This is a genomic window from Rhodovulum sp. BSW8, from assembly GCF_003314725.1.
GTDB classification, from domain to species: Bacteria; Pseudomonadota; Alphaproteobacteria; order Rhodobacterales; family Rhodobacteraceae; genus Rhodovulum; species Rhodovulum visakhapatnamense.
In genome coordinates, this window is the sequence record NZ_QNVX01000005.1 from 472,003 (window position 1) to 488,061 (window position 16,059).

At 64.7% G+C, this 16,059-nt stretch carries 3 protein-coding genes; all 3 read right to left on the reverse strand.

Annotated elements, in window-relative coordinates; all coding sequences use genetic code 11:
• Positions 1-72: 72 nt before the first annotated feature.
• Positions 73-14,871: a PLxRFG domain-containing protein gene (locus DSD19_RS04505; protein WP_113668665.1), complete on the reverse strand. Its 14,799-nt coding sequence runs from the start codon at positions 14,869-14,871 to the stop codon at positions 73-75.
• A gap of 119 nt (positions 14,872-14,990) precedes the next feature.
• Positions 14,991-15,251, reverse strand: a complete 261-nt coding sequence (locus DSD19_RS04510; RefSeq protein WP_113668666.1) for a hypothetical protein — start codon at positions 15,249-15,251, stop codon at positions 14,991-14,993.
• Between the two features lie 325 nt (positions 15,252-15,576).
• The gene (locus DSD19_RS04515; protein ID WP_113668667.1) at positions 15,577-15,969 is read right to left on the reverse strand and encodes a hypothetical protein; all 393 of its coding nucleotides are present in this window, start codon (positions 15,967-15,969) and stop codon (positions 15,577-15,579) included.
• Positions 15,970-16,059 lie beyond the last annotated feature (90 nt).

Genomic DNA, 16,059 nt, shown 5'->3' on the forward strand with positions numbered 1-16,059 from the left:
GCTCGTGGCACCAAGGGACCGCGCATCATGCGCGCTATTTGGCGGAACCCTACCACATCTAGAGGTAGCCCGCTAGTCGTAGACGAGGGGAGCCATTTCCCGCCGGAGCCTCTCGTTCAGCTTCGGATTGAGCTGCACCCCAAACTCGTTGCGCGCGCTGCGCGACTGTCGGCCGCGGATCGAGCGGATCAAGCTTTCATGTGTGATCGGATAGTCTCTGTTCTCGGCATTGAAGAGGCGGATCTCGTCGCGCACCGCATCGGACAGGCCTCGGCCCGCCATCACGCTTTCCGCAGCGTCTTGCATGATGCTTTTCCGCTCGTCCAGGATCGCGCGTTCCCGGTTCTTGAGGCGGGTATTCGCGTCATATCGCTCCGACAGCCGGGCAGGGGTGAAGCCAATGGCTTGCAACAGCGTCTCCAGCGGCTTGAAATGCTCGATGATCGGGTCGCCGTTATAGGTCTCTGCACCCTCGCGCAGATAGCGGATGGTCCGCATCTGGTCGCGGATGAACTTCGGCGATGCCGTTTCGGCCCCGCGCCACGCATGGCCGCCGGGCAAAAGTTCATCGAGATCGGTCCAGAACCGGCTATCGAGGATCATGTCGCCGCCGCGCCAGAGGTTCTCGACCATTCCCGGGGCCGCGCCGACGAGCTCCTGGAGCCAATAGGCATACTCGTCCTCGCCCTCGAGCTGACGATCCGGTGAGCGAAACCACAGATCTGGCATGCCAACGCGGGCACGCAGATCGACACCGGAGAGGTGACCGGGCACGCCGTTCAGCAGCGCGCCGACCGCATCCTTGGGGAGGATGGAAAACAGCATCTTCTCAAGGCTTTCCTCGGCCTCGTCGTCGCCGCCGGGGAAGAACATGCCCATGAGCATCATCAGAAGGGAATAACCCCAGACGCCCTTCACGCCCGCATGGAAGAGCATCATGGTCGTGATCCCGGCGAGCTGGCGGCGCGCCTCTTGTCGGACCTCCGGGCTGGCGCCGTGGAACGCCTGATGCGTGTCACGGAAGAGGCGCCACAGCATGTTCACCTGAAAGTTGCGAAAGACGAGGATCACCTTCATCCAGTCGCTTTGCATGATCCGCGGGCGGCTGGTGTTCTGATAATCGAAATGGCTTTTCCAGGTGAGATCGGCCGCGGCGTCCACCGCATCGGCATGCGGCTGTCCCTTGTCGCGCGCCAGGCGATAGGCGGCGAGGAAGGTGACTTCGCGGTTCAGGCGCTCGGCGTGATGGAAGAACCAGGACACGAAGGCCATGACGCGGGTGCGCGTGGGGCTGTATTCGACGCCCGTCTCGCCCACTCCGGCGATGTCATGGCCCTGCGTCTTGTCCACCACGCCCATGTCGTAGGCCGCTTGCATCGCCTCCTTCTCGTCGGCCGTCAGGCGCGCGCTCTCGGCCGCGTGGCCCTTGCCGCGCGTGAAATCGGCCAGCGCCCTTGTCACCGCGCGGCTGGCCGCCGTGATGCCGCCCTTTCCGTAGAAAGCCCCGAGCACCGGAACGCCGACAATGGTGGTCTGCGTCAGGTTCACGATGGCGGCGGCCGGGGACATGCCGAGGTAATAGAAGAAGGCCGCCGAGGTCATCGCCTGGGCGAAGACGGAGCCGGTCGGGTTCATGGTGAAATCGTGCCGGCGGCGCATTTCCTCGAGGATGAGGCCGTTGCGCACCGGATCGACCGTCGCCTTCACCTCTTCCTGGGCCACATCGAGCGCCTCGCTCATGTCGAGCGCGTATTTCAGGCGGGCGAGCTGGTGCGCGCCATGGAACATCTTGTGGCCGAACGCCCGCAGGGCGTCGGTGGAATATCCCGGCGTGGCCTTCCGGTGGATCCGGCTCTTGCGCAGGGACGCATCGGGCAGGGTTTCCAGCCAACGCTGCCAGATTGTGTCCATGACGGTGGAATCGGCGTCGATCTCTTCGAGCAACGCCTCGACATCGGCAACGAAATTCGGGTCAACCATGTCGCGAAACTCGGCCTTATCGCGCACCCCCATGTCGCCGGAGCGGATCTCGTATCCCTCGCGCCGCGCCTGTTTGGCCGCCTTGTCGAGCTCGCGTTCGCTCTCGAAGAGCGAGAAACTCTCGACCTTCCCGTTCTCATCGCGCAGCGTCAGGTAGTATTTCCCGAACCGTTGCAGCGGGAAATAGGGGCCTTCCAGACGATTGCTCTCGAACCGCTCGCGGAGCTGGTTGAGCCGAGCCTGCTTGCTCCACCCGCCGCGGGCCTTTGCCGTCTTGAGCGCGCGGTCGGCCGCCTCGATGGCATCTGCGCGCTCCTGCCCCTCAAGGCCATCGTCTTCGATCCGCTCCATCTCGCGGGTATGGGCGCGTTCAGCGCGCCGCACCGCCACCTCCATGGCCTTCTGCGCGTTCTGCGCGATCGCGCGTTCGAACTCGTCGGCCAGCCGGGCGTATTCGTCGCGCACGGTGCGATACATCGCCCGGTAATCCTCGGGCAGCGCCTGATATTCTGCCTTGAGCTCGGCATGGATCGGCTCCCGCCGGGCGTCCTCGTCCAGCCGTTTCTTGGCCTCCTTCCACGTCTTGGATGACTGCGCAGAGGTGCCCAGAATATCCTTGTCTCGCAGCTCGGCGCGCCGCTTGAACGGTTCGGAAGGGTCGATTCCCTCGATGGTCGAGCGGTGCATCAAGTCCATCAGGCGGTTGTTCGCCTTTCGGTCCTGCTTGGCCAGCTGACGCCATTTCTGCGCGATCTTGTCGCTTTCGGCATGCAGTTCGTTGCGCAGCGTGTCCATCTGCTCCTTAAGGCGCAGATATTTCTTGGCCGATGGTATGCCGCGGCCGAGCTCGGTGAAGAGCGGGCGCCCCGGAACCATGGACAGGAGGCCCAAACCGCCGATTCCATCCATCGCCTGCGTCAGGGCGTGGCTGACGATGGATTTTTCCCCGGCTTCGATGCTCTCGGCCTGAACCACAGGCGCGTGGCCCCAATCCGCTGTCGGTTTCTCGCCCTTTCGACGCTTGGCTTTCAGCCCGCCGCCGGGGCCGCGCGGGCCATCAGGGCCGCCGCGACCGCCAATCTCGCCCGAGCGGACGCGCTGGAACACATCGGCCGCCTGGTCGGCCTTGTTCTGACGCAGCACGCGGATGAAGGCGTTGAGCAGTTTCCCGACCTTCTCGAGAGCGCGCATGACCGCCGGCTGCGCATCCTTCTTCTCGGACCATTCGCGGAACATTTCCGCGATCACCTCTTCGATCTGGGCGTTCTCTCCGAGATCCGGGTAGAGATCGCGCACCTTCTTGCGCGTCTTCTGGTCGGCCCGGGCCGCGCGGACGAGCGTTTGCCATTCGTCGCGGGTGAAGAGCCCATGCGTGCCGCCCCAGAGCGCGGAGCTGCGCAGCATGTGGATCACCTCATGGCGCATCACGCCCTTTGCCCCGTCCTTGGCGCTGGTCGAGACCCCTATCACGTTGTCGAGGAAATAGCCGTCCAGATCGGTTTCGCCGCCGATGTCGATGGAGCCGTCGCGCACGTCGAGCTTCACGTCGCGCCCGGGCACGAGCTGGCGCAGTTCGCGCTTGAGGTCGGCGACAAGCCGACGCCGCGCGCCCGCCTTCGGCGCGGGCCGGGCCGGACCCTCGCGACGCTTTGCCCGCGGTCCAAGGTCGAGCCCAGCCTGATCGCCATCCTCGCCCAGGTCTGGGATTTCTTCCCCGGTGATCATTCGGGCTACATCCTTGAAGGCTTCCGCCTGGAACTCTGCGCCGATGTTGTCCTGCCACAGCGCGACTAGCTTCCGAAGGTCGGACGGGCTCGTGATCGACTTGGCGAAGACCTTTGCCCCGCGGCGCTGCTCGAAATCACCTACAAGATCGCGCACCGCGCGGTTCAGAACATAGGGCCGGCCGCCGCTGGTCTTGATCGTGATTGAATAGGCGCCGTTGCTGCGCACGAGGCCGACGATGCCGTCGCTGGTCATGAGCATCGGCGGGGCCGAACTGTCGACCTCGGCGTGCAGGAACTCGATCATATGGGCCGGGTCGGTGAACCGCACCGGAAGGCTCTCGAGCTTCCGCTTCGGATCGAAGTTCTGCGGCATGAGGATGCCCTGGTCGATCGTGCCATCCTTGCGGGTGAACATGACGATCTGGCCCTGCTTGAACTTGGCAAACCCGGAGACGAGGTTGCCCGTCACCATCTGCCGGGTTTCGCGAGTCTCGGCGTTGCCTTCCTCAAACGCCTTCATCACTGCGTCCCACGAGCTCGACAGGCTGTCGAGCTCGTATTCGCGATCATCCCCCATCAGGCGCGACAGCGGCACGCGGATCTCCCGGCCGGGGTTCGCAATGGCAAGACGTACCATCATGCGGGACGGGGCGAGCGGCGTTCCCTTCGCCCTGGACACGTCGACCCCAAGCGACACGGCCGCGACCGGATCGCCGGCCGCGCCACCGCCTTCCGGCGGCGCGGTGCGGATCCGCAACGGCTCTCCGGGCGCGAGGTGTGTTTCGACCATGCTGACGATCTGCCGAAGCGACTCCTGCGCGTTCTGCCGCCGCGTGTCTGCCCGATTGATCGCGTCCTGGGCGCTATCCTTCTGCTTTTCGGTCTTGGCCGCATCCAGACGCTTCACCGCAGCGGAACGGGTCTCGGCAATCTTGTCGAGCTCGGCCGGAAGGTCGCCACGAAGCTGCTGGACGATTTCGCGCGTGACATCGCCCGGCGCGCGCCCGGCCAGAACCTTGTCAAGCTCGGCCTGCAGCTCTTCAGGCTTGTAGGGGCGCCCCATCACCTTCACATCGACGCGCTCGATATAGGCCGGGCGCTGGAACGGGCTTCCATTCTCGATGCCGGGCTCGATTTCAGCCTTGTGCAGCGTCTTGGCGTCCAGTTCGAGCGTCTTGGCCTCGAGCCCGTTCTGTCCCAGCCGGTCCAGGGTCTCGATATACTCGGTGTAGATCGTCTCGATGTCCTCGTAGATGCGGGCCGCCTGTTCTGGCTCAAGGATGGCCATCCGCCCCGTCGCCCGCGCCGCGAGCCCGTCGATCTCCTTCCCCGGGATCACGTCAAGTTCCTGCGCGACATCCATGTTTTCGCGCAGGTAATTCCGCATAACCCGATCGCCGTAGATGTTGAGGAAGTCGACCACGTTGTCGAGATTGACGGCCGACTTCTTCGACGCGGTGGTGTTGGCGCTGAGCGAGGCCATCTTGCGCATGAGCACGGCCGCCGGGCGCTTCTCCACGGCAAGATCGGAGACCGCGATGGTGTAGCGCGGCAGCTTGATCTGCCCGGTGCGGTGGATCCGTCCGAGCATCTGCATGAACACGTCGATGTTCGGCTCGGGCTGGAGAATGAACATGTGCCGGGGCTTGCCATCATTGTCGGGCGCAGCCGTCGCGTGCATCGAGAACCCCGTGGAGCCCGACCTGTTGATGACCAGCGCATCGATCTCACCCGAATTGTAGGCGTTCATCGTGCGCCGCTTGGCCGCCGCGCTGGCCTCGCGCCTGGCCAGCTTTCCATTCTCGATTGTCAGGCTGCGACCGGTGATCTCGGCAACCCTGACACCTGCCGCGCGCAGACCCTCAAGAATAAAGTCGATGGGCGATCCGCTGAGCCCCTTCAACTTCATGCCCCTGATCGACGCCTCGACCCTCTGGAAGGCATCGAGCGCGCTCTTGCCGCCGAGGCGCACGATGTCGGTATCGGACAGCCATTCATGGCGCTTGTTGTCTTGCGCATCCTTGACCGTGATCCGCCGCAGCCGCGCTAGATACCGATCGAGGATCGCATTGAACGGCACGTCGAGCGGATCGCCTTCGCCGATCCCGTGATCGTCCACGTAGTCCGACATGATGCTGGCATTGGTATTCGACAGGGCGATGATCGGTTTCTCGCCGCGCTTGTGGGCCTCGACCGCCATGTCCACCGCGGACTGCGCCTTGAGCGACAGAAGGAGCTGCGAGACGACATTGTGCATGATCGAAGCGAAGTTGACGGACGAAGCCGATTCCTCGCCCACGGCACCATCCTTGGCTCCGATCTCGCCCTTCTCCGCGAGTTCTTCGGCGAAGGCTTCCCGCACGTCCTGCATGAAATCGCGGTCGAGCGCGAACACTTCGCGCAACGCCCGCGCACCGTCCTTGCCCGCCTGGGTATCCGTCGCGAGCTGCTCGAGCTGCATTTCGACGCCTTCGAAGGATCGTTCGCGGCGCACGTACTGGCGGGCTTCCACCAGCATGTTCGCAATCACCTGCTGCAGCGGAACGCCGCCCTCGGAAATCACGGTTGACAGCGTGTCAATATTGTCCACGGCGAGCGACAGGTCGGTCTTGAAGTAGAGCGACATCACATGCGGGTTCTTGGCATAGGTGGCCGAACTGAACATCGTCCCACCACTGTTGCGCAGGAGCCCGCGAATGAACGTGGACCGGTTCATCTCGTCGGACGGAGCGCGCCCGCCCGCAGCTGTGCCGCCCGCCTCATGACTTTCGTCCAGCACGAACATCGCATTCGGCGCCAGCGCCTCCAGCGCGTTCATCCGCGGGGTCGGCCGCTTCTTGACAAGCTGCATTTGCGAGTAGGTCGTGAAGATGAGGCCGACATCCTGCGGGGGCCGTCCGGTGCGCATGATAGTCGACAGCGCATCGTTGATCTGCGATTTCGGGCGCGAGGTGAGGGCCTCGCCATTGCCGACGTCGAGCGCCTTCTTGCCGCGCAGGTCGTTGTTGGTAACGAGGATCTGCGGCAGCACATCCCCCATTCCGATGTCGCGCAGGTCGCGCATCATGTCAGCGTAGAGGCCCGGCTCCTTGGTTAGGAACACCGGGATCTTTCCATTGCGCATGGCATAGCGCAGCATCGCCGCGACCACGCGACCTTTACCCACGCCGGTCTGATCACCGACAATGAAGCCCGCACCCTTGCCGATATTGTCGATCGCAAGCGCGATGGCATCCACCTGCTCGGCAGAGAAATACCCCTTGCTCTTGGGCGTTCCGAGAAGCTCGTCACGGCTGTAGCCAAGTTCAGCGGCGACGAAATCATCAATGTCACCGACGCGGGACGACAAATCGTCAAGCGCCCGGGCAATGGCTTCCTGCATGTTCCTGGGCATCACCGTGCCAACGGCGAACTGCGCGTTCGACCGGTGGGCATATTGGACCTGCAGGCTTGTCTCGGCCTCGGTGTTGTGGCGCTCTACCCGTACAAGGCCTCGAGGAACTCCCCCCAGGTTTCGGCTTCCAGAGTCGCCGCCATCTGCGGGTTGGGCCTGATCTCCTTCACCGGCCAGGTCTCCGCGTCCATCCCGCTCGCCATTGCCAGCGTCTCGCTGTCCTCCGCGAGCAGAAGCCCCAGCGCCATCGGGCTCTTCGGCGGCGTCAGCCTGTCGTTCTCCCACATAGGTTCTTCCGCCATCGCCAGAGGATCCAGGCCGTCCCTCATCGCCAACCTGACCAGCCGGTCGATCCTGCTGCTCAGCGCCAGGCGATACGCCTCCTTCGTCAGGGGACCGGCCGGGTCCGTCACCCAGATCGCCCCCATCCCCATTTCGGCCGCTGCGGGGGTCCAGACTGTCTTGGCCATCGAGCCTCTCCTTCAACTGCGCCCAATCGTCATAAACGACGGGGGGCTCTGCCATGGGCAAGGGCTTGCTCGCCTTCCCATGCCCCTCGATCACGATCACATCGACGGGCCACCCTGCGCCCTGCCGATCATAGAGCTTTCCGTCGATCGTGAAATGCTCCGTCACATTGAAGTTCTCGTAGAGCCGGTTCATGAACATGCGGCTGCGCTTGGCGCGGTACTTCGACTTGCGCGTGTCCTGATCGCCCTGATGGCTGCCGATGATGAAAACCGCCCGCCCGTCAGGCTTCATTGCTTCCAAGGCGCGCAGCATGATCGCCTGGTCGATTTCCGTGGTCTTGAAGGTCTCTGCGCCGAAGAGCGGCACCGCGAACTCCCGCGTCTCGCCCGTATCGCTCTTCACCTTTCCGAAGGGCGGGTTCCCGATCACGACATCGCGGCCAGAAGGCTGGTTGACCGTGAGCGCGTCTTCGTTGGTGATCCTCCCCTTGGCGCCGAAGAGGCGCTTTAGCCCGGCGAAGCGGTCGGGGTTGAGCTCATTGGCTGCTGTGCGCTCCGGGTCTGCCTCGATCAGTAGCATGCCGTTTCCGGCCGCGGGCTCGTAGACGGCCTTTCCGGCGTCGATCCCGGCCAGTCGGGACGCGAGATAGGCCAGCGGCGCGGGCGTGGAATAGGCCTGCTGCTCCATGCTGGTCGATGTGCGCTGGTTGAGCTTCGGCTGCGCCTTGTAGAGATCGACAAGGGCGTCGAAGGCGGCGGCATGGCTATCCGATGTCGCGGCAATTGCGCGGGCCCGCGCCACAAGGGCTATCTCCAAGGCCTCCTCGATCATCTTGTGATCGCCCTTTTCGATGGCGCGTTCAAGAGTTTCGCCAGCGAACTTGCGGGCCTCCACGATGTTTTTGAAGTTCTGTCTGAGCGTGAACGCGCGGGCGAAAGCACCAGCCAGCAGCGCGGGCTCGCTCTCATCTGCCGGGGGCTCCTGTGCCTTCGGCTTCTGCGCCTCGGCCGCTTTCTCCTCCTCCCGCATGGCGCGGACGATGGCGATTACCTCGGCGGCGCCGTCCATGTCGGCCACGTTTTCGCCCGCAAGCTCAAGATCGTCGCGGATCTGACCATAGGCGTTCCGGGCGTAGGGCTGGGCCTCTTCAAGCGTCAGGCCCATGCGGTCCATCATGGTTTCGAGCACCTGGCGGAACCGGCGCATGCCCGCTTTGACATAGAGGTGCCCGATCTTGAACGCGATGGTGACGAGCTCGGGGTCGAGCCCCGAGCGGACCTCGTTGCGCAGCTTGCCGGCAAGCAGCTTCTCGAGATCGGCGAGTTGGGCGTTCTCTTCTTCCGAGAGGTTTGCGAGCCCTTTCTTCGGCCCGGCATCGGGTTTTGGCGCAGGCTCGTTCTCCGCTTCCGGCGTCGGGTCGGCCCGCCAGATCGGTCCCTGCTGAAGCTCTCTCGCATTTGGTCTGGTGCCATGAGTGCGGATTCCTTCTTTCGGATCGGGAATCCAAGTGTCGCCATCTTTTACGGCACGCTGCACCCGCACAATCGGGTTGCCGCTTTCATCCTCCCTGTAGGAGATCACAATGTCTGCGCCGCCTCCATAGGGGCTTACGACGTTCCCAGGCGTGAAGTAGTCTTTGATTTTTGCAGCTTCTGCCTCGCGCATTTGCTTCGGCGTGAGCCGTTTCGCGGGTGATTTTTTCACCGATTTCGGCGCCGGATTTTTCATGGCGCTATTCTCAGCCGCGCTATCTCCCGCCATCGCGACAGCCCGGTCCACCGCGGCATCGACCTCTTCTGCGCGATCGGCAATGGTAGAGCCAACCAGCTTTCGGTCGCCGTCGCGCACCACAACCTCGTTGCGCTGCGCTGTGAGGGTGAAGCCCTTGGGCATGCGCGCCTGCGCCTTCTCGACGGCGGCCCCCAAGCCTTCCGCCGCGCCGAGTATGTTGTGCTCGCGCGCCGCCCAGCGGGCGTAGTCCAAGCCGATCTGTTTCGTGATCCAGTCGGCCGGCAAGATCACGCCATTTTCGAGCTTCACACCCTCATCGGTCACGCGACCACCGCGGCTGACAAAATCGTCCACCATCTGCTGCCGGGTCTGGCCGTTCTGCACCTGCTTGGTGAGCGTGTCGTGGATGCGATAGGCAAAGCTGGTTTCGTCCTTGCCATTGGGAGTGCCCCGGCGCTTGACCTCATCTGCGATGAAAGCCTCCCGCCGGGCCTCTAGTTCGCGCTCCACCCGCTCATACTCGTCGCGGCGTTTCTGCGCGGCCTCTTTCTTATCGCGCAGATCCTTGGCCTCGTTCTGGCCTTCGGGCGTCGCGTCGTATTCGTCGCGCGCGATGATCCGCGCCACTTCGTCCTTCGGCACGGTGGTCTTGGCGCCAGTATCGACGGTGAGGATCTCGAAATAGGGCGTGCCTTCAATGTCGCGCTCGCGCGTGATCCGGCGCAGACCTTGCGGCGAAGACCATTCCCGGCCCGGCTCGGGCGGGCGGGAGCGCGCCATTGGCAACAGGTCGGGCATGTCGGGGACGGTGCCCCCGTCCTTCGTGAACTCGGCCTCCACGAAGCCGATCACGCTGTTGAACGGGTCGCGGAGCTCGCCGATCACCTTCTCGCTCGGGTAGGCCCCGCCGCTCTTGTCGATATTGGCGAGGAAGTCGTTTGACATGCCCCGATCCTCGAGGCGCTCCACCACCATCGCCTCAAAGAGGCGCGCGGTTTCTTCCACGTTGGTCGACCAGTAGGGTTTCTCGCGCATCGCGTCGAGCTGGCGCATCTTGCGATGCCACTCGGTCTTGCCGATTTCGCGCACCAGGCGGCGCAGCGCCTTGGCGAAATCCCCATCGAGGTTCTGAACCTGTCGGTTGATCTGCCCCTCGGTGAAGAGCGCGTAGGATCTGGCGCCGGTGTTGATCTCGGCGATGTGGTTGTCGACCGCATGCCACCATTCGTGAGCGAGGGAGCCAGCGCCCGCGTCGCGCGTGAGGTTGATGACGGTCTTGGCCGGTTCGTAATGGGCGGCGGCGACGAAGTTGCCGCGGCGGCCCTGACCTCGCGCACCGAAGGCGAAGCCGAGCTTTCCCTTGAGCGAGAGGGTCTCAGCCGGGATGCCGAGCGCGCCCGCCATGTCCATGAGCGCATCATAGGCGTCGTTCACGAGGTCTTGGCGCTGACCCTGCTTGACATAGTTGCCGAACTCGACCCCACGAAAACCGAACGCCTTGCGGAAATCGTCAGCCGAGACATCGCCCTTGCGCCGTTCCGGGCCGACACGATCACGGTTTTCGTCACGACGCTCCCGGGCGCCGGTGCGCATGCGCTCGGCTTCCTTCTGCAGCTCGGCCATCTTCTCGGGATCGTTCAGGAACGCCTGGGCGGCCTCGCTGCTCTGGAAGGTGCGCATCTTCACCAGCCTGGGCTTGCGCGCGTAGATGTAATGCTCCCCGCCGCTGCGGCGGTAGCGGCGATGGAAGCGGAAATCGAACGGCTTCTCGCCCGCGCGCTTGGCCTCAAGGTGGCGGCGATACTCGCGGATGGCGTCGGCCAGATCATTGGAAAGAGCCGTTGGGCTCGCGCCGCGGGCGTAGCGGTTGCGGTCGCCCGGCATGCGCAGCCACGCCTCATAGGACAGGTCCACCTCGTCGCTGTCGGACTTCTTCGTCGACCGCCCGCCGAACATGGCGCGCCCGGCGATCGCGAAATCAACTGCGTGCATCTTGGAGATGGTCGCCATCGCGATTTTGCGGGTCAATGACTCTCGCGCATCGCGCTTGGGGCCGCTCTCGAGCTCGACGCCCCATTCCGCAGCCGAAATCTCGCCATCCATCAAGCGGCGGATCTCGTTGCGGGCGGCCTTCACGTCGCTGGCCCAATCGAGCTGCTTCCATCCCTTCGCCGGCTTGCGTCCGATCTGGCCGCGCAGCCACGCGATTGCCGCGACCGTCTCGCGGTCCATGCCCTCTTCGATCAGCGCCACATAGTCGGGCTCTGGAATGAGCTCGTTGAGCGTGTAGCCGCGCAGCTCGTCGGTGCTGTCCAGGTCGGTCAGGCTGTCGCGGAACCGCTTGGCGAGATCCTTGCGCGCGCCACCGATCTTTTCGCCAACGTCCTCAATCTTCTCGCGGCCCTCGACCTCCTGCTGTTGCGTAGGCCGGGCTTCGGCCGCAGGCTCGGACGGCTTCTCGATCGAGGCTTTCACTGCCGCCGTATCGAAATAGATCGCATCCAGCGAGTCACCGTCCGAGACAAAGACCTTTCCCTCGGGCTCCTTCACCCGGTTCTTGCCCCACCACTGGTCGAAGGACAGCGAGAAGGACACACCTCCAAACGTGAAGAAGCCGCCGCTTTCCGGGTGACCGTCCACGATCCATTTCAGAAGGGCATCATAAGCTTGGCGGGCCGTCATTTCGCCAACATCCGGGCCGGTCTGCCGGGCTTTCACGCCGCTGGGAAGCGGACGATCCTTCGCAGCATCTTTCTTCCCCGCCGCATAGTCGTTCTCGATCCGCTCGAGGATCTTGTTGGCCTCTTTCTGCCCGACCGCTGCGCGCAGGCGCTCCATGGCTTCCTTGACCGGCTCGCTGGCTTTCTTGAACGCCTCGACCTGGTCTTTGGTGTCGGGGATGTCCTCGCGGGCCGTCCAGGCGGCGCGCAGATCTTCGGTCAGGGCGGCAGCATCATCACCGGCCAAGGCCTTTTTCGGCGGCGCGACCGGCTCGGGGCCGGGCAGGGGAGGTTCCGGCCTCCGTGCCGGATCGGGCGCCGCGACCGGCTTTTCGGGTTCCTGATAGCGCGGGCCGCGCTCCTGGGGCAGCGGCGCGGGCGGCGCGGCGGGATCCTGCGGCACGCGATCGGGCTCCATGCCGCGCGGGGCGCCGGGCAGGGGCGTTGATCCGGCGAGCGCGCGCAGCTTGGCGCGGCCCGCGTCACCGGCGTCGCTCCAGCGCGCCTTGACCAGCCCCATATCCTCTTCCGGCAGACCGGCGCGGCGCGCCCACACCTGCCGCTGGCGCGGGGACAGGGCGTCCCAGATGGCTTGTTCCGGATCGCTGACGGGCTGCGCGACCGGGGTCTCCTGCTCGACCTTGGCTGGTTTCCGCCCGGCGAAAATGCGGCCCAATCCCGCCCGGATCTGCTGTCCGAAATCGTCAGCACCGAATGCCTCGCTGGCGATGCGGTCCATTTCCCGAACGTCGTCATCGGTCACTTCGAAGCCGCGCTTTTCGGCGGCGCGGATCATCTGGGCGACCGTCTCGATTTCCGCATTCGGCCGATCGGATGCCGCTTGCTTCCGAACCGCCCCGATAGCGCCCGCCGCCATGGCTTCGCCCATGCCGTCGAGGTTGATTGTTCGGTCGTCTTCCTGGGCCTGAGGCGCAGAGGCGCCCTGCGCGTCCGCGTCCGCCTGCTCCATCGCCTCCGCATCCGAAACCGGCTCGACAGGCGCTTGTTTCGGCGCGCGCTCTTGCTGCTGGGCCTGCGCGGCGGCTTTCTGTTGGGCGAGGATCGCGTCGAGAGCGCGCCTCTGCGCCTCGGCCTCATCCATACCGGAATCCATCATGATCCCGACGCGCTCGTCGTAGACATCGCGATCAACGCCCTGGGGAAGATCGGGGAGCGGCGGCTGCGCTTCTATCGCCGGGGCCAGCGGCGCCAGCGGGTCACCACCTCGGCGCGTGATCCGATACCGCCCGCTGGCGATGTCGTCGCGGGGGATCAGGTAGGGGCCGTTTTCGTCCTCGACCTTGATGCCGCCCGCGGTCTCTTCCACGAACGTCGCGTCCAGCGGGTCGATGCCGTCGCCCTCGATGGTCACGGCCGATCCCGCCTCAAAGTTGCCCACCACGGAAGCCGGGGCCTGGGCCGCCGCGCGCGAAATCGGCCCATGTTCGGGCTGGTTCTGCACGTCAGGCGCCCCCGCCTCAGAGCCGAATGAGGGGGTGTCTTGCTCTGAGGCGGGGACTTCCAGCGCGGTGCTGCCACCGTCCGCGCCGGTTTCGGAAGGAGTCGTAGGGTCTGGGTGGGGGAGGAAGCCGACTGGTTTTTCTCCCTCGTCATCATCGCGCGGGCCGACCGGGCGACGGGTCGCGCCGATGCCGCCCGTTCCAGCGCCGAGAATGGCACCGATCAGGGCGGATTCCCCGACGTTCTCCAACACGCCGCGCTCCGGGTCATAGATACCCTTGGCAATCAGGTTGTTCGAAAACTCGGTGAACGCTTCCTGCGCGGCCTCTTCCCCGGCGGTGATGGCAATGTGTCGAAGGGCAGACACAAGGCGGCCGCCGGCGCCTGGCGCGATGCGGTTGAGGCCTTCGAGGATCGGGATGGCCTCAGTGGTTCCGACATAGGCGCCGAGGCCAGAAGCTTGCAGCGCCTGATCTTCTGTTGCGCCGTTCTGTTTCGCGTCGTCATAGACCGATCCGGCATTGACCGCCGCGCCGGTGAGAAGAATCCCCGTGCCGCCGGTGGCGATGGTCGTGCCGATGAACCCGAGCATGGAGCCCGCGCCCTGCGCCACCTTGTCGGTCCAGAAGTCGCCCTGATAAGCCGGATCGGTCTTGAACCGATCGCGCGCGGCGTCGCCGAACTGCTGGCCGGACTGATACGCGGGCCTGTCCTGCGCGGTCTGGGCAGCGCGGTCCCGCTCGAAATTGGCGAGATCGGCGAGTTGCTGCTCGATCTGCGCCACTTCCTGCGCATTGCCGTCGCGCGCTGCAATCTCGCGGGCGCCTTCCAGCGCGACACGCCGCGCGCCCGCCCAGCCCGCGCCGGTTCCGGCCTGATCCTGCATGGCCGCATCGAGGCGACGCTCACGCCCCTCGCGCAGCTCGTCGGCCGCCGCCACGCCCTTGAGGCCCATTTCCCCGATGCCCGCCGCTCCCTGCGCCACGGCGTTGGCGGCCGAGGCCGCGCGCGACATGGTGGGGGCGGGGCGATCCTCCTGGCCAGCTTGCGCCTGCGGCCTGGCCCCCGCTATCTGCAGAGCGCGGTCGAGAACCTCCTGAACCGGGGCCTCTTGGCCGAGCACGTTGCGCAGGGCGCCGGGCACATCAGCGCCGTTCTTCATCTGGGCGCCGATCCGGGCGGCGGCTTCATCCGCGAATTTGCCGACTTGGGCGGGGTCGGAAATGCCCGCCGCCTCGGTCAGGGCCTCGAGGACGTTCTGCGGAACCTGGTGCTGACGGGACAGTGCGTCGAAATCCGGGCCATCAGGGCGCTTTCGATCCGCCTCGATCTGGCCGCGATTGATCTCATACTCGACGGGGTTCAGCGCAAATACGTTGCGGTTCACGGCAGCCCTCTTTGCTCGGTCTCGTTTCAGTGCAAAGAGGCCGCGCTAGAGCGCAGGCAGAAAACCCAAGTGGGTCGGTTATACCAGAAGCGGTTGGGGGCGGGAAGCGCGGCGGGCCTTCAAATCCCGAAATCCTCGCGGTCATGCCGGGCTCCGCGCGTGCGCAGCGCCGAAATCCAGCGTCTCCGGCGCTCGCCGATCTCGACATATTCCATGAGCACCATGAGACCGAAGCCGATCAGCGCGCCGCCAATGAGCGCGGCCGGGAATGAACCGGTCAGCGCGAAGATCACGCCGAACGGCGTCGCGGCGGCAGCTGGGAACACGAGGAACGCCATAAGGCGGCGTTCGCGGCGGATGGAGCGATCGAGCGAGTCCATTCCTGGAATATGGGTCTGATCGTCACGAGTGGCAATGGCAGAGCTGCGCCCTATGCCTGCTGCGCCATTCCGCGACTGGCAGATTTGTGGGGCCAACCAGTTTCTTGCAGGGCTTCCCTCTTCTCGTTGTGCCCCCGCATAAGGGGGCGCCACCGAGAAGAAGCCATTCCAGATAATCAGACACCGAGCATCCAAAGAGCTTGGCAGCAAGGGCGTCCTGGTCGCTTTCCAGAAGAAGAAGATCGTCAGGTGCCGAAACCTGGAAATCATGCACTCCCCACGGAGCCCGAGCGTGAAAGACTATGCTGCTGCTCATACTGACCTTCTAACGGAGCTCTGACCAGCGGATTACGACGCCTTCGAATGGCAAGCCATGGACCTCTCCAAACCAGTTTGCCATTTCGGTGAAGCCTTCAAATCCATCAGCTTTAGCAAATTCGTTGTCGGTCATCGGGCCGTCGCGGTCGACTATGCATGAAGGAAGCACCTCGCCGTTCAACTTCATGCTCACGCCATCCATCCAGATCGTCTTGATCGAGGTGACGCGAGCCTCGCCAAGCAGACGGCAGGACTTGGTCCGCATCCCGGTAAAGAGCTTGATCGTGTCGCCAACTTTGCAATGAGCGCGGCCATCCTTGCGGGGGGCCCGCACGGTCTGGCGCTTGATGCCGTAGGCGACGTCATCTGCGAACTGCTTCTTGAAATTCAGCGCCGGCATGCTTCTCCCCCGAGGCGTTGCGGGCCTTTCACCCGCTCGGCGCCCCCAGCCTTTCGGCGTTCACATGTCGGGGGTCGGGGCGCTACCCCT